Below are 24,255 nucleotides of genomic sequence, written 5' to 3'. Positions count from 1 at the left end.
ATAACAAGAGGGGTATCGTCATGATGCTGGGACTGGTTCTGCTGTACGTTGGCGCGGTGCTGTTTCTCAATGCCGTCTGGTTGCTGGGCAAGATCAGCGGTCGGGAGGTGGCGGTGATCAACTTCCTGGTCGGCGTGCTGAGCGCCTGCGTCGCGTTCTACCTGATCTTTTCCGCAGCAGCCGGGCAGGGCTCGCTGAAGGCCGGAGCGCTAACCCTGCTATTCGCTTTTACCTATCTGTGGGTGGCCGCCAACCAGTTCCTCGAGGTGGACGGCAAGGGCCTCGGCTGGTTCTGCCTGTTCGTCAGCCTCACCGCCTGCACCGTGGCGATCGAGTCGTTCGCCGGCGCCAGTGGTCCGTTCGGCCTGTGGAACGCGGTCAACTGGACAGTCTGGGCGTTGCTCTGGTTCTGTTTCTTCCTGCTGCTGGGGCTGTCCCGCAGCATCCAGAAGCCGGTGGCCTACCTGACCCTGGCCAGCGCCATATTCACCGCCTGGTTGCCCGGCCTGCTGCTGCTCGGGCAGGTGCTCAAGGTATAGCAGGAAGTCGGAAAGGGATGGCGGCTTGCCGCCATCCCGTCCCTTCCGAACTCCTAGCCGAGCGGCCAGTTGATCACCACGACGGCGTCGTTGTAGTCGTTGTCGGTGCCGTCTTCAGAGCCGACCAGGGCGAAGTTCAGCTCGTTGGTCAGGATTACCTGTGCCGAGACCAGATCCGAGGGGCGGCCGTTGACGCTGACCTGGACCTGTACCTTGCCACTGCTGCCGGAGTTGAGCACCTGGGTGCCGATGACGGCGTTATTGGTGCTTTGCCCGCTGAAGGTCGCGGCCGTCTCGTTGTTGACCAGCACGTTCACCGTCTGGGTTCCGGACGAGTTGGCGAAGGCGGTGACGCCGAACCGGGTGTTGGCGGGAAGGGTGAACACTCCTTGTGTTGCCATGGTGTATCTCCACTGAATACCTGGCCTGCCTTTTCAGGCAGCCGTCTGGCGCGCGGTATGGCGTGTCGGGAGAAATCCGCAGTCCTTGGCGGCAGGCGATGCGCAGGCAGGAAGGACGCATCGTTCAGCCAATCTACGCCGTCGACCGGGCGCGACCACTGCTAGAGTTCGCAGGAGGGCTACAGGGGTGTCCTGGCACTGGCGATGCATGGCCCGGTGCCGGACTGCGGCAGCGGCCTGCCGTGCCGGCTCGTTCGATTGTTACGCTTTCTGTAACGATCTATTGCCGATGCCGGCAGGCCAGGGGCGATTGTCTCGAAATATACTGCGTCACCTGGTCGCCGCAGCGGCGACGGCTACCCACTGGCCGTCGTCCGGGTCGCCGGTTCCATCCCGGCCGCGCCAACCCCCGCATTCAGGCCCCGCTGCGGCGACTGCATTCCCGCTGGATTCGAGGCTCGTACCCTATGACTCCCGATCAACGATTTGCCCGTTGGGTTCAAGTCGCTATCGCGGTATTCGTGTTGCTGTTCGTCTACTTCCTGGTCGCCGACCTGTGGATGCCGCTCACCCCGCAGGCCCAGTTGACCCGGCCGGTGGTGCGCGTCGCGCCGCGTGTCAGCGGTCAGGTCGCCGAGGTGCTGGTGTCCAACAACGGCCACGTGCAGCCCGGCGAAGTATTGTTCCGCCTCGATCCCGAGCCTTTCCGACTGGCCGTGCGCCAGGCCGAACTGGCACTGGAGGAAGCCGAGCGCACCAACCGCGAGCTGGATGCCGCCATCGCCTCGGCCAAGGCCGACCTCCTGGCCGCGCGCAGCAGCGCCGGCGAGCTGGACAGCGAGGCGCGCCGCACCGCCCAACTGGTGCAGCGCCACCATGTGTCGCAGCAGATGCACGAGCAGGTCAGCGCCCAGGCCCAGGCCGCCCGTGCCCGGGTCGCCGCGGCCCAGGCGCGGATCGGCGAGCTGACCGCGCGACGCGGCACGGCCGGCGAGGACAACCTGCGCCTGCGCCAGGCGCGCAATGCCCTGGCCCAGGCTCGTCTGCAACTGCAATACAGCAGCGTCCGGGCCGACCGCGCCGGGACCCTGAGCAACCTGCAACTGACCCCGGGCACCTACGTTCCGGCCGGAACGCCGGTGGCGGCGCTGGTGGACGACCGTATCGACATCGTCGCCGACTTCCGCGAGAAATCGCTGCGCTACGTGCGCCCTGGCGACCGTGCGGCGGTGGTGTTCGACGCGCGTCCCGGCGAAGTGTTCGGCGCGCGGGTGGCGGCCATCGACGCCGGGGTCAAGGAGGGCCAGCTGGACGCCAACGGCGACCTCGCCGCGCCGGTCACCTCCGACCGCTGGGTCCGCGACGCCCAGCGCCAGCGCCTGCACGTGGTGCTCGACGAACTTCCCGAAGGCCTGCTGCCCACCGGTGCCAAGGCCACCGTGCAGCTCTATCCCGGCGACGGCCTGAGCCATCTGCTCGGTCGCGCGCAGATCGTCGCCATCAGCCTGCTGCACTACGTCTACTGACGCCATGCCGGCCAAGCTCGCGATGTCCGCCAACGACCTGCGTCAGTGCCTGCGCATCGCCGGCGGCGGCACCCTGGGGTTCTTCGTCTGCAAGCTGATGAACTGGGACTACGGCTCGTTCTTCGGCGTCTACCCGATGCTGCTGCTCGGCCTGACGCCGGTGATCAACCTGCACATCGTCCGCCAGTTCCTCGCCAACTCGGTGGTGATCAGCGTCGAGGTACTGGTGCTGTACGGGTTGTTCGGCGACCGGCCGCTGCTGATGACGCCTATCGTCTTCGGCCTCTTCGTCTACCGCTTCGCCCTGATGGCGCGCGGCCCGCTGTTCTTCTTCGGCGCACTGAGTTCGGTGTTCCTCTCGATGCTGCTGCACTTTGCCAGCTATCCGGACGTCGATCTGTTCGACATGCTCGCCAGCAACATGGTCGCCACCTGGCTGACGGTGGCCATCGCCGTGCTGATGTTCTACCTGTTCCCCGACGTCGAACCGCGGTCGCCGCGCCAGGCGCCGGCCAAGGACGCCCCCAGCCGGCGCCACGAGACGCTGCTCGGGGCCACGGTGGCGACCTTGTCCTTCGTGGTCTTCCAGACCTTCGACCTGAAGGACTCGCTGTCGGCGCAGATCGCCTCGATCCTGGTGTTGTTTCCCATGCACTGGAAGGGCGTGCACTTCGCCGGGCGCATCCGCGCCCTCGGTACGCTGCTCGGCTGTGCGCTGGCGGTGGGCTTGCAGGTGCTGCTCTACGATCACTACGACATCCTGCCCTTCGTCGCCCTGTTGCTGTGGATCTCGGCGATGTTCTGCGCGCGCATCCACATGCTGGAGAACGGCGTACCGGGGATCGGTTTCGGCGCGCTGACCACCCTGGCGATCGTCCTCGGCCAGTACCTGACGCCAACCCACGACATCATGTACAGCGTGCTCTACCGATTTACCTCGGTGTGCTTCGCGGTGCTGATCACGTTGATGACGGTGCTGGTGATCCACCTGTTCCTCAACCGCTTCGCCGCCACCCGGCACTACAGCCACTGAGGCCTCAGGCGCGCCGGCCCGGCCAGTTGACCAGCGCGACGCCGAGCATCACCAGCAGCATGCCGCCGATCGCCGCCGGCGCCAGGCGCTCGTCGAACAGCAGCCAGGAGGCCAGCGCGGTCGCTGGCGGCACCAGGTAGAACAGGCTCGCCACCTTCGACGCGGCGCCATGCCGGATCAGCGTGTAGAGCAGGCCGACGGCGCCGAACGAGAGTCCCAGCACCAGCCAGCCGAGGGTCAGCACGAACGGCGTGCTCCACTGCACCTCGCGGCTTTCGAAAAGCAGGGCGGCGAGGCCGAGCAGGGCGCCGCTGGCCAGGTACTGGACGACGCCGCCGGTGCGCAGGTCCATGCCGCCGCAGAAGCGCTTCTGGTACAGCGTGCCGCAGGTGATCGCCGCCAGTGCCACCAGCACCGCGGCCCAGGCCAGGCCGTCGGCGCCACCGTGGATGCGGCCGAGTACCACCAGGGCTACGCCAGCCAGGCCGAGCGCCAGTCCCAGCCATTGCCGGCGGCTGACCTGCTCGCCGAGCCAGATGCCGGCCAGGGCCGCGGTAGCCAGCGGTTGCAGGCCGACCAACAGGGAGGTCAGGCCGGCCGACATGCCGTGCTCGATGGCGAGGAACACCCCGCCCAGGTACAGGCCATGGACCAGCAGGCCGGCGACCGCGACATGCCCGGCCAGCCGTGCCGAGCCCGGCCAGGGCGCACCGCTGAGCAGGGCGAAGGCGGCCAGCAGGGCGGCCGCGAGGAGCAGGCGGATGGCCAGGAAGGTGAAGGGCTCGGCGTACGGCAGGCCGAACTTGGCGCCGAGGAATCCAGTGCTCCAGAGCAGCACGAAGAGCAGCGGCATGCCGCTGCCGAGCCAGGCGGGTGTGCGCATGCAAGGTCCTCGTTGGGAGGTGGCGGGACGGTCGTGGCGCCCCGCGCGTGTCGGTGTCAGTCCAGCAGCGAGCGGCCTCGCTCCAGGTAGGCGCGCATTTCCGTCTCGGGCACCATGCCGCCGCCGGTGGCCCAGACCAGGTGGGTGGCATTGGCCAGGCGCGCCGAGGTCAGCCCCATGCGTTCGCGATAGCCCTGCGGCTCACGGGTGACCCGGGCGATGCCCGGCGCGCCGGCCAGGGCCGAGGGTTCCAGGCGGATGCCCTGGCTGCGCTCGAGCAAGGCGAGCAGGCGGAACAACTCGTCGTCGTCCACCGTGTAGTAGCCGTCGAGCAGGCGCTGCATGGCGCGGCCGACGAAGCCCGACGGACGCCCCACCGCCAGGCCATCGGCGGCGGTGCGGTTGTCGATGCCGAAGTCCTGCACCGAAACCTGCTCGTGGCGGCCGGTATAGACGCCGAGGAACATGCAGGGCGAATGGGTCGGCTCGGCGAACAGGCAGTGCACCGCGTCGCCGAACGCCAGCTTGAGGCCGAAGGCCACCCCGCCGGGACCGCCGCCGACCCCGCAGGGCAGATGGACGAACAGCGGGTGCTCGCTGTCGACGCGGATGCCGGCGGCGTCCAACTGGCCGCGCAGTCGCTCGGCGGCGACGGCGTAGCCGAGGAACAGGTCGCGGGAGTTTTCGTCGTCGACGAAATGGGTGTAGGGATCGCCGGCCGCTTCGCGGCGGCCCTGTTCCACCGCGACACTGTAGTCGGAGGCGTACTCCACCACCGTCACGCCGTGGGCGCGCAGCTTGTCCTTCTTCCACTGGCGGGCGTCGGCGGACATGTGCACGCTGGCCTGGAAGCCCAGCGCGGCGCCGATGATGCCGATGGAAAGGCCCAGGTTGCCGGTGGAGCCCACCGCTATCCGGTGGCGGGCGAAGAATGCCCGGCAATCCGCCTCGGCCAGCCGCGAGTAGTCGTCGTCGAGGCCGACCAGGCCGTGCTCCAGGGCCAGGCGCTCGGCATGGGCGAGCACTTCATAGATGCCGCCGCGGGCCTTGATCGAGCCGGAGATCGGCAGGTGGCTATCGCGTTTCAGCCAGAGCCGGCCGGGCAGTTCGGCGGCGTAATGCTGGCGCAGGGCATCGTGGAAGGTGGCGACCTCGACCAGGTCGGACTCGATGATGCCGCCGCTGGCGGCGGTTTCCGGAAACAGCCGGGCGATCAGCGGGGCGAAGCGCTGCAGGCGGGCGCTGGCGTCGGCCACGTCGGCGGCGCCGAGGCCGACGTCGGCCAGGGCTTCGGCGCTCGGCGCGATGGCCGGGTTGAACCACTCGCTCGGACGCAGGGCGATGAGGTCGGCCAGGCGCGGGAATTCGGCGAGCCAGTCGGCCTTGGGTGTTCCGAGAATCAACGGCAGTACTCCTGTGGCGGGTAGGGCGGCGAAGGCACAGAGGATATACGCCTGGCCGGCGTTTTTCCTCGTACCCGGCAGGCAAGGCAGAACGCCTCTGCGGCGAAAGGCTTTGCACACGCGAGAATGTGCCGCATGCTTGATATCTTGAACAAGCGATGCGTATTTTGTACGCGGCCGCCGCCCGGTGCGGCATCCGCGATACCAACAAGGATAAGAAGTCATGACTATCGAAGGCCAAGGCTCACTCGCCGAACGGCTGGCTGGAGTTGAAGAAATCGAATGCGTCACCCCCGACCTCAACGGGGTGCCGCGCGGCAAGGTGATGACCGGCGAGGGCTTCCTCAGCGGCCGGCGCCTGCAGCTCGCCCGTGGCGTGCTGCTGCAATGCATCATGGGCGGCTACCCGCCGGCGCGCTTCTATGGCAGCGACGATGGCGACCTGGCGCTGGTCGCCGAGCCGACCCAGGTCCATCGCCTGCCCTGGAGCAACACTCCGCGCGCCTTCGCCATCTGCGATGCGCAGGAACTGGATGGCACGCCGTCCGGGCTGTCCACCCGCGGCCTGCTCAAGCAGGTGGTGGCGCGCTACGCCGCCCACGGCTGGCAACCGGTGGTGGCCACCGAACTGGAGTTCTTCGTCTTCGCCCCGAACACCGATCCCAACGAGCCGTTCCAGGCCCCGCTGGGGCCGGATGGCCGGCGCGAGCTGGGCTATTCGGCCTTCAGCGTGTCTTCCAACAACGGCCTGCGGCCGTTCTTCGAGGACGTCTACCGCTGCATGGATGCGCTGGGCCTGGTGCGCGACACCTTCATGCACGAGATGGGCACCAGCCAGTTCGAGATCAACTTCCTGCATGGCGACCCGGTCCTGCTGGCCGACCAGACCTTCCTGTTCAAGCACCTGCTCAAGGAGGTCGCGCTCAAGCACGGCCTGATCGTGGTGTGCATGGCCAAGCCGCTGGCGAAGACGCCGGGCAGCTCGATGCACATCCACCAGAGCATCGTCGAACTGGACGGCGGGCGAAACATCTTCAGCGAAGCCGATGGCGAGCCTTCCGCCGCGTTCCGCCACTTCATCGGCGGCCAGCAGGCCTGCCTGGCGGACTTCACGCCCTTCTTCGCGCCGCATGTGAACTCCTTCCAGCGCCTCTGCCATCCCTACGCTTCGCCGAACAACGCCTGCTGGTCCCACGACAACCGCGCCGCCGGCCTGCGCATCCCGGCCAGCGGAGCCTCCGCGCGGCGCGTCGAGAATCGCCTGCCGGGCGCCGACGCCAACCCTTACCTGGCCATCGCTGCCAGCCTGGCCGCCGGTCTCTACGGCCTGGAGCACGAACTGGAGCCGAGCCCGGCGATCCAGGGTGAGTTCGAGGTACCGGAGGAGTTGACCCTGCCTTGCACCATGTACGACGCCCTGCGGCGCCTGAAAGGCAGCGCGCTGGCGCGCGAACTGTTCGGCAGCGAGTTCGTCGAAGGCTACGTGGCGACCAAGAGCATGGAGCTGACCAGCTTCTTCGACGAGATCAGCCCCTGGGAACGTCGCGTCCTGGCAGCCCAGGCTTGATCCACCGTGGTACTTTCCTAGCCCTGTGTCACCCCCTGCCGCCTCGCGGCGGCAGGGTCGTGGTGTCGGGTGCCGGCTTCGGCATCCCGCGTCCTGTCCCGGGGCCTCCCCGGGACTCCAACGCTGTGCGAGCCGGGCAGTCCGCGAGCGGCGCCGGCTCCCTTGTACGGGACCGGAGGTCCGATGCGGCGGATTTTCTTCTCTTTTCGCGCTCTCTATTTCGCTACCCTGCTGATGCTCACCGGCTCCGGCCTGCTCAGCACCTACCTGGCGCTGCGCCTGGCGGCGGACAAGGTAGACGGCCTGTGGGTCGGCGCGCTGATGGCCGCCAACTACTTCGGCCTGGTGCTGGGCGGCAAGGTCGGTCACCGGCTGATCGCCCGGGTCGGCCACATCCGCGCCTACGTCGCCTGCGCCGGGGTGGTCACCGCCGCGGTCCTCGGCCATGGCCTGCTGCCCTGGCTGCCGGCCTGGATCGCCTTGCGCATGGTGATGGGCCTGGGCCTGATGTGCCAGTACATGGTGATCGAGAGCTGGCTCAACGAGCAGGCCGATGCCAGCCAGCGCGGCGCGGTGTTCGGCGGCTACATGGCGGCTTCCTACCTGGGCCTGGTGCTCGGCCAGATGATCCTGGTGGCGCATCCGCAACTGGGGCCGGAGTTGCTGATGCTGGTGGCCTTCTGCTTCGCCCTGTGCCTGGTGCCGCTGGCCCTGACCCACAAGATCCACCCCGCAGCGCTGCGCCCGGCGCCGCTCGAACCACGTTTCTTCATCCGCCGGGTGCCGCAGTCGCTGACCACCGTATTGGTCTCGGGGCTGGTGGTCGGCTCCTTCTATGGCCTGGCGCCGCTGTATGCCAACCAGTTGGGGTTGCCCAACGAGCAGGTCGGCCTGTACATGGGCGCCTGCATCTTCGCCGGGCTGCTGGTGCAGTGGCCGCTCGGCTGGCTGTCCGACCGTCGCGACCGCGCCTGGCTGATCCGCGCCTGCGCCATCCTGCTGTGCCTGTTCGCCTTGCCGCTGGCATTGTTGCAACAGATGCCGCTGGCGTTGCTGCTGGCCCTGGGAATCGCCGCGAGCATGTTGCAGTTCACCCTCTATCCGCTGGCAGTGGCCTTTTCCAACGACCATGTGGAGACCGAGCGACGGGTTTCGCTGACCGCCATGCTGCTGGTGACCTTCGGCGTCGGCGCCTGCATCGGGCCGCTGGCGGCCGGCGCGCTGATGCGGCTGTTTGGCGCTAACATGCTATATGCGTTCGTCAGCGCCTGCGCGCTGATCCTGGTCTGGCGGGTCCATCCGGAGAAGGTCAGCGGCCTGCACCGGGTCGACGACGCGCCGCTGCACCACGTGCCGACCCCGGACAACATGACCAGCTCCCCGCTGGTCGCGGCGCTCGATCCGCGGGTAGACGAACAGGCGGTGCAGGAGCAGATGGTCGATGGCGAGCCCGACGCGCCGCAGGCCGACGGTGCGACGCAGAACTGAACTCCGCTCGCCGCGGGAGCCGATAGGCAGGAGAGGTTGCGATGAGTCCGACGCTTTCCCTTCACCTGATGGTGCGCAACCTGCCGCCCGGGCAGCGGCGGCCGAAGATCGCCCAGGCCATCGGCGAGGAGAGCGCGGGACGCTTGCAGCGGGTATTGCTGGAACGCGCCCTGCGCCTGCCCGATCGCGGTTTCAGCGCCCGCATCCTCTGGTTCGACGACGATCTGGACAGCGATCTGCAGGCGCTGGCGGTGGCATTGGGCTGGAGCCTGATGAGCCAGCCGGCCGGCGACCCCGGCGAGCGCATGCGGCGTATCGCGGCGCTGGGGTTGGCGGAAAGCGAGGCGGTACTGCTGATTCGCCACGACTGCCCGGTGCTGGACGGCGACTACCTGGAAGCGGCCTGCACCGCCCTGGGCCGCCACCAGGCGGTGCTGGGGCCGGTGGAGCGGGGCGGCTACGCGCTGCTCGGCCTGACCCGGGTCGACCCGCTGTTGTTCGAGTCGATGCCCTGGGGCGGAGACCGCCTGCTGGCGCTGACCTGCGAGCGTCTCCGGCAACTGGGCTGGGAGCATCACCTGTTGCCGGTGCTCTGGGACGTCGACCGTCCCGAGGACCTGCCGCGCCTGGCGGCGCTGGGGCTGGTCCTGTGAAACTCAGAACAGTTCGTCTTTCTCGAAGCGCCGCGCTTCGCGCTGTAACTGGTAGACGAAGCGATCCACCTGACGCTGGGCGAGGCCGCTCATCTCGCTGAAGCGGACGCCGGCGAAGGTCGCGTCGAGCTTTTCGTCGAAGCGCACGTGACGCAGTTCGATCGCGCTACTGATCGCGCCCTGTGGCAGCTGGGCGCTGAAGTCTTCGTAGATCTCGCCGGGATGCAGGCGTTCGGCGACATTGCCGGCGAAGCGCAGCTTGGCGCCGGTGGCGGAGATATCCAGCAGTTGTCCGCTCAGCGGCGCGCGGAGTTTCTCCCCGGCGATTTCCGCGGCGATCGGCTGGCGCTGCTTGATGCTGGCGCGGTAGGCGTTGCGGCGCTGGTGGTAGAGCACTTCGGCGGGAAGGGCGGCCCAGTAGCAGGGAACGCCGTCGTGTTCGCCGAACTGCACCGGGCGCTCGCATTCCCAGGCGATACGCACGCCTTCGTGGAAGGCTTCGACGCGAAACGCCTCGCCATTCTGCAGGAAACGTTCGCCGGTGTTGGGGATGAGTTCGTCCAGCGCGACCATCCCGCGGTCGCGGTCGATGTCCACCAGGAAGCTCTGGAAGCGCTGGTTGCGATCGGCAAAGGTGATCAGCAGGGAGTCGCGGCTATCCTGCAGCAGGCGCAGGTTGGCCTGGATTTCCACGGGGGCCTTGAGCACCTTCGGGGGTTGCGGCCCCGCTTCTTCGACGAACGGGTTGGGCACCTTCAATGCTCTCCTGGGGCACGAATGCCTCAATGATAGCACTGTGCCTTGATACGTGTGCTGGTCGGGTTCAGGCCTGGCTGAGCGGACGTTGCCGGCTGCTCGAGGCGGTGCCGCCGCGGCTGTCGTACAGGCTCGGGGCGTCCTGGCCGCGGAGGATGTTCAGCAGGCTGCCGGTGGAAGCCTGGTTGGCGCGGATGATCCGCCCGTTGCGCAGATTGGCCTGCTGGCAACGCTCCAGCAGTTCGCCCAGTTCGTCGCCGCGCGCCAGCAGCTCGGCGCCATCCGCGCGCTCGCGGGCATAGCGGGCAAGGCCTTCGCGGTCGAGGGAAACGCCGGCTTCGCGGAGGATTTCCGCGCGGGCCCGGCCATTTCGCTCCAGTTGCTGCATCAGTGGCTGCTTGGCCCCGAGAAGCTGTTGCAGAACCGGCAGCTCGCGCCGTTCCAGGGCCTGGAATTCTTCGTCGACCAACTGCAGGAGTTGGCTGGCGTGGCCGATATCCTCGGCGAACAGATCGAGCAGGGTAGGGGAGTCAGGCATCTCGGGCTCGGGAGTTCATTCGGCGTCCAATGTCCTCCAGCGCGTCCTTCGAGGTCAGCGCTGGGATTCGAAGTCGAGCAGCTTGCTGGCAACACGCTCGCTGTCGACCTGATAGGTGCCATCGGCGATCGCTTGCTTGATCCGGGCAACCTTATCGTTGTCGACCACCGGCAGGGTCTGCAGCTGGTCCGTGACTTTCTGCATGTTCTGGGCGGTTTCGCTGATCTGCACCGACTCGCCGCTCTTCGGAGCGGAAGTCGCGGCCTGGCCTGCCTTGTCGGCGCCAGTGGCGTCGGGGCGACCTGCGGCGGTGCTGCCGGTACGGCCGGTGGTGGCTGGCGTGCTGCCGGGATTCAGCCGGTTGAAGTCGATGACCATGGTTGTAAACCTCGAAGGTATTGGACGCTTGCCTAGCTTTTCGGCGAAGGCTTGAAAAACTTTAGGACTTATTTTCGTGCGTCGTTTCCCAGTTTAGAGAAACCCGCCGGGGTAGCGCCAGCGCTACCGGCCACGGCTTTCCCTCTACATATTCACCTCGACCGTGCCGGGTTCTATCACGCGGGCCTTGATTATCCGCTGCGAGCGCAGGTTGCGCACGCGGATCTGCTGGCCCGGGGCGCCATCGGACAGCGCCTCGCCGGGCATCTTGACGTTGATGGTGGCGGTGCGTGCGAGGATCACCACCTGGTCGCCCTTGCGCACGGCCTCGGCCTGCTCTAGGAAGACCGGCGCCAGCACCTGGTCGTTGACCACCGGTCGGCGCAGCTTCTGCCCGACGACGCGGGCCGGATCGGTCAGGTAGCCCTGGGTCAGCAGGCCGACGTCGCGCTCGACCAGGGCGATGTCGGCATCCTCCAGCACGTGCGCGCGCTTGAGTGGCTGCACCGCGACCACTACCTGGCGGAACAGTTTCACCTGCGCCGGCATGAAGATGGTCCAGGGCGCACTGCCTTCGCAACTGATGCGCACGGTGACCCTGCCGATCGGTTGTGCCGGACTTTCCTGGCTGAGCGTCAAGTCCCTGTCGCATTCGGCCAGGCGCAAGCGCGGGTCGACGCGATTGACCTGAATCTGGTAGCGCCCGTCGAGTCCGCTATTCTGCAGATATTCTTCTACCTTGAATTCAAGAAACCCCTGGGTGGAGCCGATAAGTACCTCGGGAGCGGTAAAACCCTGGGCCTGGCTGTTGTTAGCCGCGCACAGGTAGCCGAGCCCGAGCAAAACGGGTAAAAACCGTAGAGAAGTATGGCTACATGCCATTATTCGTCGAAAAACTGTCGTTGCCTGTTTCATGCAACGGGTTAAGCAATGGTCGTGCCGGAGTCCGGCACGACCGTCTGAGGGGAGCGCCAATGGCCGGTGTTTTGGATTCAGTCAACCAGCGTACGCAGTTGGTCGGACAGAACCGTCTGGAGCTGCTTCTGTTCCGCCTGGACGGCAACCAGCTCTACGGCATCAACGTGTTCAAGGTGAAAGAGGTGTTGCAGTGCCCGCGCCTGACGGTGATGCCCAAGTCCAGCCCGGTGGTGCGCGGGGTGGCGAACATCCGCGGAGGCACCATTCCGATCCTCGACCTGGCGCTGGCCACCGGCCGCCGCGGGTTGCAGGACCTGACCAACAGCTTCGCGATCATCACCGAGTACAACACCAAGGTGCAGGGCTTCCTGGTGCGCTCGGTGGAGCGCATCGTCAACATGAACTGGGAAGAGATCCATCCGCCACCCAAGGGCGCCGGCCGCGAGCATTACCTGACCGCGGTGACCCGGGTGGACAAGCAGTTGGTGGAAATCATCGACGTGGAAAAAGTGCTCGCGGAGGTCGCACCGACGTCCGAGGAAGTGTCCCACGGAGTGGTGGACGCCGAGACCCAGAGCCGCGCGGTGACCAAGCGGGTGCTGGTGGTGGACGATTCGTCGGTGGCGCGCAAGCAGGTAATCCGTTGCCTGGAGGCGGTCGGCGTGGAAATGACCGCGCTCAACGACGGGCGCCAGGCCCTGGAGTACCTGCAGAACATGCTCTCCGAGGGACGGCGTCCGGAAGACGAGCTGCTGATGCTGATCTCCGACATCGAAATGCCGGAAATGGACGGTTATACCCTGACGGCGGAAATCCGTAGCGATCCCCGCCTGCAGAAACTGCACATTCTCTTGCATACTTCGTTGTCCGGGGTCTTCAACCAGGCGATGGTGAAGAAGGTCGGTGCGGACGACTTCCTCGCCAAGTTCCGTCCGGACGATCTGGCGGCGCGGGTGGTGGAGCGGATCAAGGCGGTGGACGCGGGCTGAGCGATCGGCCCTCGACAACAATGTGAATACGGGCGACCGGCTGCGTTCCGGTCGCCCAGGGCGAAGAGGCTTATGCGTGTCGGCAGCTAATGCGGATTTCGAGTTGTTCAGGGTCTTCCTCGAGAAGACCTGCGGCATTGTGCTGGGCAGCAACAAGCAGTACCTGGTCTCGAGCCGGCTGAACAAGCTGATGGAGCAGCAGGGCATCAAGAGCCTGGGAGAGCTGGTGCAGCGCATCCAGACCCAGCGCGGCGGCCTGCGCGAGATGGTGGTGGACGCGATGACCACCAACGAGACCCTGTGGTTTCGCGATACCTACCCGTTCGAGGTGCTCAAGCAGCGGGTTCTTCCCGAACTGATCAAGGCCAACGGCGGGCAGCGCCTGCGGATCTGGTCGGCGGCCTGTTCGTCAGGCCAGGAGCCATACTCGCTGTCGATGGCCATCGACGAGTTCGAGAAGACCAACCTGGGGCAGTTGAAGGCGGGCGTGCAGATCGTCGCCACCGACCTGTCGGGGTCGATGCTCACCGCCGCCAAGGCCGGCGAATACGACACCCTGGCGATGGGCCGCGGTCTGTCCCCGGAGCGTCTGCAACGCTATTTCGACGCCAAGGGACCGGGGCGCTGGGCGGTCAAGCCGGCGATCCGCAGCCGCGTCGAGTTCCGTGCCCTGAACCTGCTGGACAGCTACGCCAGCCTCGGCAAGTTCGACATGGTGTTCTGCCGCAACGTGCTGATCTATTTCTCCGCCGAGGTGAAGCGCGACATCCTGCTGCGCATCCATGGCACGCTCAAGCCTGGCGGCTACCTGTTCCTCGGCGCCTCCGAGGCGTTGAACAACCTGCCCGACCACTACCAGATGGTGCAGTGCAGCCCGGGCATCATCTACCGGGCCAAGTAGCGCAAGGAAGCGGACCCGCGCCAGGTTGCGCCGGGGGTGACCTGGCAGCCTGGCGCGGGTCCGCTTGGGACGGGCAGGTGGGACGAGACTTTCGCCCACTGCCCAGGCTCCGAGCGCCACGCGCGGCGGCGCCGTCGCAGCCCGCTCGGCACAGGACGGCTGGCTCGGAGCGGGGCAGTTTAGGACTGCGCGATCTAGTTGTATTGACAGATATTTCTGATAGTCAGGTGATCTGGCAAGTTGCCGCTTTGCCGGGGAACTGCTTACATGATTCAAGCCTTCCCTCGATCCGCCACGCCTACCAGGAGACTTCCATGGCCATCACTGCGCTGCCCTCGGCCGATGGGCAAGAGTTGACCATCCAGATCCAGGGGCGCTTCGACTTCGGGGCCCATCAGGATTTCCGCGACGCCTACGAGCGCGTCGCGATCACTCCGCGACGCTATGTCGTCGACCTGCGCAACGCCACCTACCTGGACAGCTCGGCCCTCGGCATGCTCCTGCTGCTGCGCGACCACGCCGGCGGCGAGAACGCGCAGATCAGCCTGGCGAACTGCAGCCCGGAAGTGCGCAAGATCCTCGCCATCTCCAACTTCGAGCAGTTGTTCAAGATCAGCTGAGATGAATCCCCCGGCGGCGCGGATCGAGAGCCTGACGATTCTCATCGCCGAGGACAACGCGGCCGACCGCCTGCTGCTGTCGACCATCGTCAGCCGCCAGGGGCATCGCGTGCTGACCGCCGGCAACGGCCTGGAGGCGGTGGCGCTGTTCGAGACCGAGCGGCCGCAACTGGTCCTGATGGACGTGATGATGCCGGTGATGGATGGCTTCGAGGCTGCCCGGCGGATCAAGCAGCAGGCCGGCGAGGAGTTGGTGCCGATCATCTTCCTCACCTCCCTCAGCGAAACCGAGGCGCTGGTGCAGAGCCTGGAGGCGGGCGGCGACGACTTCCTCTCCAAGCCGTACAACCGGGTGATCCTCGAAGCCAAGATCAACGCCATGGGACGCCTGCACCTGCTGCAACGAACGGTGCTGGAGCAGCGCGACCTGATCGTCCGGCACAACGAGCACCTGCTCAACGAACAGCGGGTGGCCAAGGCGGTGTTCGACAAGGTGGCCCATTCCGGCTGCCTGAACGCCAGCAACGTGCGCTACCTGCAATCGCCCCTCGCGCTGTTCAACGGCGACCTGCTGCTGGCCGCCTACAAGCCGTCCGGCGGCATGCACGTGCTGCTCGGCGACTTCACCGGCCACGGCCTGCCGGCGGCGATCGGCGCGATGCCGCTGGCCGAGGTGTTCTACGGGATGACCGCCAAGGGCTATCCGATGGCCGACATCCTCCGCGAGATGAACGCCAAGCTGAAGCGCATCCTGCCGGTCGGCGTGTTCTGCTGCGCCACCTTGCTCAACCTGAGCTTCCAGCGCGAACTGGTGGAGGTCTGGAACGGCGGCTTGCCGGACGGCTACCTGCTGCGCGCCGCCAGCGGCGAGCGGGTCGCCCTGGTGTCCCGCCACCTGCCGCTGGGAATCCTCGAACCGGCGGCGTTCAGCGACCGTTGCGAAACCTATCCGCTGGATATCGAAGATCGGATATTCCTGTTTTCCGACGGGGTCCTCGAGGCCAGCAACAAGGCTGGCGAGATGTTCGGCGAGGCGCGGCTGCTCCAGCTGTTCGAGCGCAATCGCCAGCCGTCCGCGCTGTTCGACGAGATCCAGCGCAGCCTGGCGCAGTTCCGCGGCGCGGTGCAGGACGACGTGAGCATGCTCGAAGTGCGGCTGCAGCCGGATAGCGGCCTGCAATGCCCGCCGCTGGCGTTTTCCGATAGTGGCGTGAGCAGTCCGCTGGACTGGTCGGTGAGCTTCGAATTCCGCGCCGAAACCCTCAAGCATTTCAACCCGCTGCCCCATGTGCTGCAACTGCTGCTCGAGGTCCACGACCTGCGCGCGCGCGGCGGCGCGCTGTATACGGTACTCGCCGAACTCTATTCGAACGCCCTGGAACATGGCGTCATCGGCCTCGATTCGACGATGAAGAGCGACGCGGCGGGATTCGCCCGCTATTACCAGGAGCGGGTCAGCCGCCTGCAGGCCTTGCGCGACGGCTACGTGCGGCTGCACCTGGACCTGGCGCCGCATGGCGCGGGGGGGCGTCTGCTGGTGCGGGTCGAGGACAGCGGCGAAGGTTTCGACGTGGAGCGCGCGCTGAATGCCGTGGAGCGCCAGGAACGCCTCTGCGGCAGGGGTTTGCGCCTGATCCGCGAATTGTCCGATCGTTGCCAGTGGTCGGCCGACGGAAAGGTGGTGTCCGTGGAGTTTTTCTGGTCGCCTCAGGCATAATCGCGCTTTCGTCGCGGTGCTCCTAATGGGTAGGGCATCGGAAGTCGACTTCAGGGAGCGATCGAATGTCCGCGCCGCATCTCGATGATCGTGTTCTGGCTTCGCTGCAGGAGGTCATGGAGGACGAATATCCGGTCCTGCTGGATACCTTCGTGCTCGACTCCGAGGAGCGCCTGCGCAGCCTGCATGCCGCCCTCCAGGCCGGCGATGCCCAGGCTTTGCGGCATACCGCACACAGCTTCAAGGGAGGCAGCAGCAACATGGGCGCGGTACTCCTCGCCGGCTACTGCAAGGAGCTGGAAGAAAGCGCCAGGCGCGGCGACCTGCAACGGGCGCCGGCGCTGATCGAACAGATGGAGCGCGAATTCGCCATCGTCCGCATCCTTTTCAAACAGGAACGTCAGCGCTATCGCTGAGGTTTTCGTCCTTTCCGGCGACAAGGTACCGGCCCGATCGAGCCTCCCTGGCGTATAATGCGCCGCTCGATTTGGAGTCCTTCATGCGCGAGCAAGCCCTACGCATCCTCAAAGACGTTTTCGGTTACGACGCCTTCCGTGGCAACCAGGCACGGATCATCGAGCGGGTGGCCGAGGGTGGCGATGCGCTGGTACTGATGCCCACCGGCGGTGGCAAGTCCCTGTGTTTCCAGGTCCCGGCGCTGCTGCGCGAAGGCCTGACGGTGGTGGTGTCGCCGCTGATCGCGCTGATGGAGGACCAGGTCGCCACCCTGGACGAACTCGGCGTGCCGGCGGTGGCGCTGAACTCCACCCTCAACCCCGAGCAGCAGCGGGACATCGCCGAGCGCCTGCAGCGTGGCGAGATCAAGCTGCTCTACCTGGCACCGGAGCGGTTGGTCCAGCCGCGCATGCTGGCCTTCCTTCAACGACTGCCGGTCGGCCTGTTCGCCATCGACGAAGCGCACTGCGTGTCGCAATGGGGCCATGACTTCCGTCCCGAATACCTGCAGCTCGGCCAGCTTGCCGAGCTGTTCCCGCAGGTGCCGCGGATCGCCCTGACCGCCACCGCGGACATGCGTACCCGCGAGGAGATGATCCAGCGCCTGCACCTGCAGAACGCCGAGCAGTTCCTCTCCAGCTTCGACCGGCCGAACATCTTCTACCGCATCGTGCCCAAGGAGCAGCCGCGCAAGCAGTTGCTCGGCTTCCTCTCCGAGCGGCGCGGCGATGCCGGCATCGTCTACTGCCTGTCGCGGAAGAAGGTCGAGGAGGTCGCGGAATTCCTCGGCAACCAGGGCTTCCCCGCGCTGCCGTATCACGCCGGACTGTCCAACGAACTGCGTGCCCACCACCAGAAGCGCTTCCTCAACGAGGAAGGCTTGATCATGGTGGCGACCATTGCCTTCGGCATGGGCATCGACAAGCCCAACGTGCGTTTCGTCGCCCACCTCGACCTGCCCAAGAGCCTCGAGGCCTATTACCAGGAAACCGGCCGCGCCGGCCGCGATGGCCTGCCGGCCGACGCCTGGATGGCCTACGGTCTGCAGGACGTCCTGCTGCTGCGGCAGATGATGCAGAGTTCCGAGGGCGACGAGCGGCACAAGCGCGTCGAGCGGCACAAGCTGGAAGCCATGCTGGCGCTCTGTGAGGAAACCCGTTGCCGGCGCCAGGCGCTGCTGGCCTATTTCGACGAGGAGATGCCGCAGCCCTGCGGGCATTGCGACAACTGCGTGGACGGCGTGGAAACCTGGGATGCCACCGAATCCGCGCGCCAGGCGCTGTCGGCGATCTACCGCAGCGGCCAGCGCTACGGCGTCGGCCATCTGGTGGATATCCTGCTCGGCCGCGAGACCGAGAAGATCCGCAGTCTCGGCCACCAGCACCTGGCGGTGTTCGGGATTGGCAAGGGGCGTGGCGAAGACGAATGGCGGACCCTGTTCCGCCAGTTGGTCGCGCGCGGCCTGGCCGACGTCGACCTGGACGGCTTCGGCGGCCTGCGCCTGACCGAGGCCTGTCGTCCGCTGCTGCGGGGCGAGGTGCGGCTGGAGCTGCGCCGCGACCTCAAACCACAGCGCGCCAAGGGCTCCTCCAGCGGCGGCGCCAGCGCCGCCAGCCAATTGGTGCGCAGCGAAGAGCGGGAAATGTGGGAGGCCCTGCGCGCGCTGCGGCGCAAGCTGGCCGAAGAGCATTCGGTGCCGCCCTATGTGATCTTCCCCGACGCGACCCTGCTGGAAATGCTCCGCAGCCAGCCGCGCTCGCTATCCGACATGGCCCAGGTCAGCGGGGTCGGCGCGCGCAAGCTGGAGCGCTACGGCCAGGCCTTCCTCGATGTCCTCACCGACTCGCCGGCGGCGCCCGCCGCGCCGCCGCAGGACCTGCGCCACGAATTGGCCAGCCTGGCCTGTGCGGGGATGACCCCGGCGCAGATAGCCCGCCAGCTCAATTGCAGCGAGAAGAACGTCTACGCGATGCTCGCCGAGGCCATCGCCGGTCAGCAGGTGAGCCTGGAGCAGGCGCTGGATCTGCCCGAGGAACTCCTCGGCGAAATCCAGGACGCCTTCCTCGAGGAAGACGGCGAACTGCCGCCGGTGGCGGCGCTGGAGGAGCGTTTCGGCAAGCGGGTGCCGAGTGGCGTGCTGCACTGCGTACGCGCCGCCCTGCAGGTGGAACTGGAGTCGTGATATGGCCATTTGCCGGTATTTTCTGACGCCAATCTTGTGACGTCCTTCGCAAGCGTCTACTGTGACGCCAAGCCCTCCAAGAGAAGAGGTGTGCGTGACACAGAAGGACCGGTTGGACGACTCCCGTTCCAACCTCTATGCCGACCAATTGAACCGCGGTTTCCGCGGTCTGCGTTTCCTTCCCGAACTGGAGCGTGACTACCGGCGCTACATGCTGGAGGACAGCTTCGCGCTGAAACGCATCGCCCTCAGCGTCGGCATGCTCGTCTGGCTGGCGTTCATCGGCATCGACCTGCTGATCCTCGCTGGTCCCCCGCTGTGGGGCGTACTGGCGGTGCGCCTTGGCGTGCTGGTCCTGCTACTGGTCTGCGGCTGCCTGATCATGCTGCGCCGGCACATCCAGCTGATGGTGCCGCTGAGCATCGCCTGCGTCCTCGCCCTTGGCGTCGGTGCGGCGGCAGTGGTCGGCCTGGCGCACCGGGCGGATCCCGGCTATCCCTACGAAGGCCTGCTGCTGGTCAGTTTCGCCGCCTATTTCCTCGCCGGCCTGCGGTTGTCGCAGGCATTGAGCTGTGCGTTGGTCGTGCTGCTCGCCTACCTGGGTTTCGAGTGGTGGGCGGGTACCCAGGAGCCGCTGGGCAACAACCTGCTGTTCCTGCTGTTCGGTAACCTGATCGGCGCGGTCGGCTGCTACCTGCTGGAGTTCAAGTCGCGCGAGCATTTCCTCATCAGCCGCCTGTTGCGGGTGATGGCCGACCACGACAGCCTGACCGGCCTGCACAACCGGCGCAGCTTCAACCAGCACCTCGACCGCCTCTGGCGCCAGGCCCAGCGCGAACAGAAGACCCTGGCGCTGCTGCTTTGCGACGTCGACCATTTCAAGGCCTATAACGACCGCTACGGACACCAGGCTGGCGATGCGGTCCTGCAGCGCATCGGCGCGGTGTTCGAGGCGAATGCCAGGCGTCCGCTGGACATGGCGGTGCGCCTGGGCGGCGAAGAGTTCGCCCTGTTGCTGTACGGCGCCAACGAGCACGAGGCGAGGCTGCGCGCGGAAGCGCTGCGCGCACAGGTCCAGGCGCTGCGCATGGAGCACGAGGCGTCGGACACGGCGCGCGAAGTGACCCTGTCGGTCGGCGTGTCCTGCCTGTGGCCGACCCCGGGCAACGACCTGAAGCGTCTCTACGATCTCTACGAGCATGCCGATCGCGCGCTTTACGAAGCCAAGGCGTTCGGCCGCAACCAGGTGGTGGCCTGAGTCCATGGCCGATTTTGTCCCTGTGGCTGGCGCCGCCGGTGACTGCGGGACGAGGCGGCGAATGCTAGGTTCGACAGGAAAAAATGCCAGGCACGGCCGCTCTTCGCAGAGCTGCCGGCCCCACCGCGAGACGACTTCCGGACGGACCCCATGCAGCGCTTGATCCAGGCCAACGGCCAACCGCACTACGGCATCTTCCCGAGTGCCCCGCAGCACATCAATTACCGCGATTTCGACTTCCGTTCGCCGATGGGCCGGCGCGTGGGGGCCCTGGGCAAATGGCGACGCTTCCATCAGTTCCAGTACTTTGGCCTGATCAGCCCGGAGCTGATCGGCGGCTGCGCCCTGGCCCAGCTGAGCTTGCTTGGCGTCGGCTTCGTCTACCTCTACCAGCCTTCCAGCGGACGCATGCTGGAGCGGCGCTTCAAGCTGCCGCTGGGGTTCGGAACCCGGTTTTCCCAGACCCCGGACGACGGCGTCTGCGAACTGCGCCAGGGGCGCAACCTGCTACGCCTGGAGAACCGTATGGCTCACCGGGAGAAACGCCTGCTGGTGGAACTCGACGATGGCACCCGCATCGACGCCTGCTTCAGCGAGGAGGCGCCGAGCTTCCAGCCGATGTGCCTGTGTACGCCGACCGCGGTGAACGGCTGGGTCTACGCGCAGAAGGTGGCCGGCGTGCGCTGTCGCGGCGACGTGCGCAGCGCCCTCGGCGACCACGACCTGCAGGCGCTGGACGCCTTCGCCCATCACGACTGGTCGGCGGGCTACATGCGCCCGGAAACCTTCTGGAACTGGGCTTGCCTGTCCGGCGAGGCGGACGGCTTGCGGGTCGGCCTGAACCTGTCGTGCGGGGTCAACGAGACCAGCTTCACCGAGAACTGCTACTGGCTGGACGGCGAACTGCTGAAGGTCGACAGCGTGCGCTTCGACTTCGACCGCGACCAGCCGCTGCGGCCCTGGACCATCCGTTCATACGATGGCCAGGTGGAGCTGCGCTTCGAGGCTCACGGCATGCATCAGGAGCGGCTGAACCTCGGTCTGCTGGCGAGCAACTTCAAGCAGATATTCGGTTGTTTCAGCGGTGTGCTGCGTCCGCGAGGTCGTGCCGAGGTGAGGATCGAGCGGCTCTGGGGCTTCGTCGAGGACCAGTACGCGAAGTGGTAGACAGGGCCTGGCCTGGGCATATCGTGCGACAATTTGTCATTGTACGGGGGGAAATTGGACGGGCATTATTAGCCGACTAATAATTAGTCAAATGAAATATCGGACCTCCTTTTTCCTATGGCTCAGACAGACAAGCACTATTTCGGCACCTTGCTAGCCCAGACTTCCCGTGCTTGGCGCGCTGAACTCGACCGCCGCCTCAGTCACCTCGGCCTGTCCCAGGCGCGCTGGTTGGTGTTGTTGCATCTGGCGCGCCATCGCGATTCGCCCACCCAGCGCGAGTTGGCCCAATCGGTCGGGGTCGAAGGCCCGACCCTGGCGCGGCTGCTCGACGGCCTCGAGTCCCAGGGCCTGGTACGGCGCCTGGCGGTGGCGGAGGACCGGCGGGCCAAGCACATCGTGCTGACTCCCAAGGCCGATGTGCTGATCGCCGATATCGAGGCCATCGCCGCCAGCGTTCGCAACGACGTACTGACCGGCATCGACGAGTCCGAGCAGGCGCTGTGCCAGCAGGTGCTCTTGCGAATCCTGGCGAACCTGGAAAAGCGCTGAGCACTGCGTCACGAAATTCCGCTAGAATCGCCATTTTTATGGCATCACCTCCTGGGCTTTCGTCCGAAAGCCCTCTACAGAGGTTTTCGTCGGTTTTCTGACGAAAAATCTTGACCGTTTCCACGGCATTCCTCTATTCATTGATGGCAAAAAGCCATGTCTTGCGCCATGTGGTGCGTTCAGCCCTGTACGGGGCGAAATTCGGGCTAACGTGAAATAGATGTAGCAGTCGACCGCTGGCCGGCTGTGTGCTCGAAGTGCGGAGAAAAGAACGGAATGCCCGGTAAAGCCTTGCGTGTCATGTTGTGTGCCTGGTCGTGCCTGTTGGCCGGGCAGGCGAGCGCCCTGGGAGTGGGAGACATCACCCTGCATTCGGCGCTCAACCAGCCGCTGGATGCGGATATCGAACTGCTCGACGTCGGCGATCTCGGCGCGGACGAGATCGAGGTCCGCCTGGCGGGCGCCGACGTCTTCGCCGCGGCCGGGGTGGAACGCTTGCAGTTCCTCAACGAGCTGCGTTTCAGTCCGGTGCTCCAGGGGCGCGGTGGCAATCGCATCCATGTGTCCTCGATCCGACCGGTGCAGGAGCCCTACCTGAATTTCCTGGTGGAGGTGGCCCGCCCCAACGGCCGCATCGTCCGCGAATTCACCGTACTGCTCGATCCGCTCGGTTATACGCCGCGCATGCTTCCGGCCGCGCGCAGCGGGATCGAGCCGCAGCGGCAATCCTCGACGCCGGTGCCTGCGCCGCGTAGTGCCGCGGTCGTCGTAGACCCGGCAATGCTGGAGCCGGGCGACGAATACCTGGCTCGCCCCAGCGACAACCTCTGGGCCATCAGCGGACGCCTGCGTGGTGCCGGCAACGCTGATCGCGCGCAACTCATGGAGGCCCTGTACCAGCTCAATCCGCAGGCCTTCGTCAATGCCGACCGGCACCGGCTCAAGGCCGGCGCGCGCCTGCGCCTGCCGGCCGGCTACCAGCCGGAGCGAGGCGCGCCCGGCGCCGTGAAGGAGGCGGCCGTGGAAGTCCTGCCGCCAGCCGATGCCGCCGTGGTGGAAAACGCTCCGGCGGCTCTCGTCGAGGCGCAGCGCCAGGCGGATGCCGAGGCCGAGGCGTTGGCCCGGCAACGGGAGGAACTGAGCCAGCGGATGGACGATCTGCAACGCCAGCTGCAGGCCTTGCAGGAACAACTGCAGCAGCGCGATCACCAGGTCGCCGAACTGCAACAGCAACTGGCCCGGCGCCAGGCGGTGCGGCCCGCGGAGCCGCCGCCCGCCGCGGCCGCGCCTTCGGTTGCGCAACCGGTTGAAACGCCGACGGACTCGCAGTACTGGCGCTGGATGATCGTCCTGCTGCTGGTCCTCGCTCTGCTCGGCGTGTTGCTGTTGCGTCGCCGCCGCGAAGAGGCTCCTGTCCCGGCGGTCGAACCGAAGCGCCGGGTCGCCCTGAACCTGCCGCTGCGGCGTGCGCCGCGCCCCCCGGCGGCCGCACCGGCGCCGGCAAAGGTCGAGGAACAGGCCAGGCCGCCGGTCGCCGCTCCCTCCAGCCCGCCGCCGTCTCCTCCGCCTGCTCCGGCCGCCGCTCCGCGCGCCGCCATGGCTGCGGCGAACAAGCTGGACGGCGCCGACATCTATATCGCCTACGGTCGCTACGGACAGGCCCGCGACCTGCTGCGTCAGGTACTCGCCGAGCAGCCGCAGCGCCTGAGCGCGCGGATGAAGCTGTTGCTGGTGCTGGCTGAGCTGGGCGATGCGGCCGGCTTCGACGCGCTGGCCGAGGAAACCCTGGCCAGTGGCGGCAACCCGGAGGCCATCGACGAGTTGCGCGGACGCTACCCGGCGCTGCTACAGATGCCGGCGACCGTGACGCCGGCGGCAACAACCAAGGACGACGACTGGAGCGACCTGCCGCTGGCCGAGCCGCCCGTTTTGCAGCAACCGGATGCGTCCTCGGGCGCCGACGGCTTCGGCGACCTCAACCTCGATCTCGATCTCGACTGGGGCGCCCTGGAGAATCCCCTGGACAACCCCGACCTGCCGCGCCGCGCCGCTGCCGGCAAGGTGGAACCGGCGGAGGAGCCCCTGGCGTTCGAGAGCAATCTCCATGAACTGCCGGATGTCGCCGAGTACGAACACCTCGAACTCGACCAGCCAGAGCCGGCCACGGTGCCGCCGGAGGAGGCCTCGGCCAGCCTGGACCGGGCCCGCGCCTGCATCGACAGCGGCGATCTCGACCAGGCCAGCCGCATCCTGCGCCTGGTGGTGGCGCACGGCGACCCGTGGCAGAAGGCCGAGGCGCGCGAGTTGCTGGCGCTGATCGCCTGAACTCC

Annotated in this window: 23 protein-coding genes; 16 read left to right on the top strand and 7 right to left on the bottom strand. The window is 66.8% G+C overall.

From position 1 onward, the window contains the following. Positions 1-20 precede the first annotated feature (20 nt). Positions 21-539, top strand: a complete 519-nt coding sequence (locus JHD77_RS00355; RefSeq protein WP_031756896.1) for an AmiS/UreI family transporter — start codon at positions 21-23, stop codon at positions 537-539. Positions 540-592: 53 nt separating this feature from the next. Here JHD77_RS00355 and lecB read toward each other — a convergent pair whose 3' ends face one another. After that, a complete protein-coding gene (gene lecB / locus JHD77_RS00350; protein WP_003098728.1) occupies positions 593-940 on the bottom strand; it encodes a fucose-binding lectin LecB in 348 nt (115 codons plus the stop codon). Between the two features lie 467 nt (positions 941-1,407). On the opposite strand from lecB, the gene JHD77_RS00345 reads away from it, so the two are divergent. Continuing rightward, on the top strand, positions 1,408-2,466 hold the full coding sequence (locus JHD77_RS00345; protein ID WP_003119629.1) for an HlyD family secretion protein: 1,059 nt from the start codon (positions 1,408-1,410) through the stop codon (positions 2,464-2,466). A gap of 22 nt (positions 2,467-2,488) precedes the next feature. Then, positions 2,489-3,499, top strand: coding sequence for a DUF2955 domain-containing protein (locus tag JHD77_RS00340; RefSeq protein ID WP_073658417.1), 1,011 nt, complete (start codon positions 2,489-2,491; stop codon positions 3,497-3,499). 4 nt (positions 3,500-3,503) lie between these two features. Here JHD77_RS00340 and JHD77_RS00335 read toward each other — a convergent pair whose 3' ends face one another. Both JHD77_RS00335 and dsdA read right to left on the bottom strand, forming a co-directional pair. Next, positions 3,504-4,382, bottom strand: coding sequence for a DMT family transporter (locus JHD77_RS00335; protein ID WP_023102943.1), 879 nt, complete (start codon positions 4,380-4,382; stop codon positions 3,504-3,506). Between the two features lie 56 nt (positions 4,383-4,438). Beyond that, on the bottom strand, positions 4,439-5,785 hold the full coding sequence (gene dsdA / locus JHD77_RS00330; protein ID WP_004351142.1) for a D-serine ammonia-lyase: 1,347 nt from the start codon (positions 5,783-5,785) through the stop codon (positions 4,439-4,441). Between the two features lie 325 nt (positions 5,786-6,110). On the opposite strand from dsdA, the gene JHD77_RS00325 reads away from it, so the two are divergent. From JHD77_RS00325 to JHD77_RS00315, 3 genes are all read left to right on the top strand, one after another. Next, positions 6,111-7,352, top strand: a complete 1,242-nt coding sequence (locus JHD77_RS00325; protein ID WP_003119633.1) for a glutamine synthetase family protein — start codon at positions 6,111-6,113, stop codon at positions 7,350-7,352. A gap of 183 nt (positions 7,353-7,535) precedes the next feature. Next, the gene (locus JHD77_RS00320; RefSeq protein WP_003098737.1) at positions 7,536-8,840 is read left to right on the top strand and encodes an MFS transporter; all 1,305 of its coding nucleotides are present in this window, start codon (positions 7,536-7,538) and stop codon (positions 8,838-8,840) included. Between the two features lie 41 nt (positions 8,841-8,881). Further along, the gene (locus tag JHD77_RS00315; protein WP_003119634.1) at positions 8,882-9,493 is read left to right on the top strand and encodes a TIGR04282 family arsenosugar biosynthesis glycosyltransferase; all 612 of its coding nucleotides are present in this window, start codon (positions 8,882-8,884) and stop codon (positions 9,491-9,493) included. A gap of 3 nt (positions 9,494-9,496) precedes the next feature. On the opposite strand, the gene flgZ is transcribed toward JHD77_RS00315, so the two are convergent. The 4 genes from flgZ to flgA form a co-directional block, all read right to left on the bottom strand. Further along, a complete protein-coding gene (gene flgZ / locus JHD77_RS00310; protein WP_049950168.1) occupies positions 9,497-10,288 on the bottom strand; it encodes a flagellar brake protein FlgZ in 792 nt (263 codons plus the stop codon). A 28-nt stretch (positions 10,289-10,316) separates the two neighbouring features. Then, positions 10,317-10,787, bottom strand: a complete 471-nt coding sequence (locus tag JHD77_RS00305) for a flagella synthesis protein FlgN (protein ID WP_003091733.1) — start codon at positions 10,785-10,787, stop codon at positions 10,317-10,319. A 54-nt stretch (positions 10,788-10,841) separates the two neighbouring features. Then, positions 10,842-11,165: a flagellar biosynthesis anti-sigma factor FlgM gene (gene flgM / locus JHD77_RS00300; RefSeq protein ID WP_003098742.1), complete on the bottom strand. Its 324-nt coding sequence runs from the start codon at positions 11,163-11,165 to the stop codon at positions 10,842-10,844. A 144-nt stretch (positions 11,166-11,309) separates the two neighbouring features. Continuing rightward, positions 11,310-12,008 carry a flagellar basal body P-ring formation chaperone FlgA gene (flgA, locus tag JHD77_RS00295; protein ID WP_003098745.1) on the bottom strand — a complete coding sequence of 233 codons (699 nt, stop codon included), beginning with the start codon at positions 12,006-12,008 and terminating at the stop codon, positions 11,310-11,312. 131 nt (positions 12,009-12,139) lie between these two features. On the opposite strand from flgA, the gene JHD77_RS00290 reads away from it, so the two are divergent. The 10 genes from JHD77_RS00290 (at position 12,140) to JHD77_RS00245 (ending at position 24,250) form a co-directional block, all read left to right on the top strand. Next, a complete protein-coding gene (locus JHD77_RS00290; RefSeq protein WP_003098747.1) occupies positions 12,140-13,072 on the top strand; it encodes a chemotaxis protein CheV in 933 nt (310 codons plus the stop codon). Between the two features lie 76 nt (positions 13,073-13,148). Further along, positions 13,149-13,973: a protein-glutamate O-methyltransferase CheR gene (cheR, locus tag JHD77_RS00285; RefSeq protein ID WP_003091728.1), complete on the top strand. Its 825-nt coding sequence runs from the start codon at positions 13,149-13,151 to the stop codon at positions 13,971-13,973. Between the two features lie 314 nt (positions 13,974-14,287). Next, the gene (gene hsbA / locus JHD77_RS00280) at positions 14,288-14,593 is read left to right on the top strand and encodes an anti-anti sigma factor HsbA (protein ID WP_003091727.1); all 306 of its coding nucleotides are present in this window, start codon (positions 14,288-14,290) and stop codon (positions 14,591-14,593) included. Between the two features lies 1 nt (position 14,594). After that, positions 14,595-16,310: a two-component system response regulator HsbR gene (hsbR, locus tag JHD77_RS00275; RefSeq protein ID WP_003098751.1), complete on the top strand. Its 1,716-nt coding sequence runs from the start codon at positions 14,595-14,597 to the stop codon at positions 16,308-16,310. Between the two features lie 65 nt (positions 16,311-16,375). Next, positions 16,376-16,726: a two-component system sensor histidine kinase HtpB gene (gene htpB, locus JHD77_RS00270; protein WP_003091725.1), complete on the top strand. Its 351-nt coding sequence runs from the start codon at positions 16,376-16,378 to the stop codon at positions 16,724-16,726. 83 nt (positions 16,727-16,809) lie between these two features. Then, positions 16,810-18,948, top strand: coding sequence for a DNA helicase RecQ (gene recQ / locus JHD77_RS00265; protein WP_003091724.1), 2,139 nt, complete (start codon positions 16,810-16,812; stop codon positions 18,946-18,948). Between the two features lie 88 nt (positions 18,949-19,036). Next, positions 19,037-20,206, top strand: a complete 1,170-nt coding sequence (locus JHD77_RS00260; protein WP_003119637.1) for a GGDEF domain-containing protein — start codon at positions 19,037-19,039, stop codon at positions 20,204-20,206. A 150-nt stretch (positions 20,207-20,356) separates the two neighbouring features. After that, entirely contained in the window at positions 20,357-21,373 is a 1,017-nt protein-coding gene (locus JHD77_RS00255; protein WP_003098754.1) for a DUF2804 domain-containing protein, read from the top strand. A gap of 117 nt (positions 21,374-21,490) precedes the next feature. After that, entirely contained in the window at positions 21,491-21,925 is a 435-nt protein-coding gene (locus tag JHD77_RS00250; RefSeq protein ID WP_003091721.1) for a MarR family transcriptional regulator, read from the top strand. Between the two features lie 276 nt (positions 21,926-22,201). Continuing rightward, on the top strand, positions 22,202-24,250 hold the full coding sequence (locus JHD77_RS00245; RefSeq protein WP_031756890.1) for a FimV/HubP family polar landmark protein: 2,049 nt from the start codon (positions 22,202-22,204) through the stop codon (positions 24,248-24,250). Positions 24,251-24,255: the final 5 nt, after the last annotated feature.

Source organism: Pseudomonas sp. P20, assembly GCF_016463925.1.
Lineage (GTDB): Bacteria > Pseudomonadota > Gammaproteobacteria > Pseudomonadales > Pseudomonadaceae > Pseudomonas > Pseudomonas aeruginosa.
The sequence above is the reverse complement of the archived record's forward strand: the minus strand, read 5'-3'. Positions and strand labels throughout refer to the sequence as shown.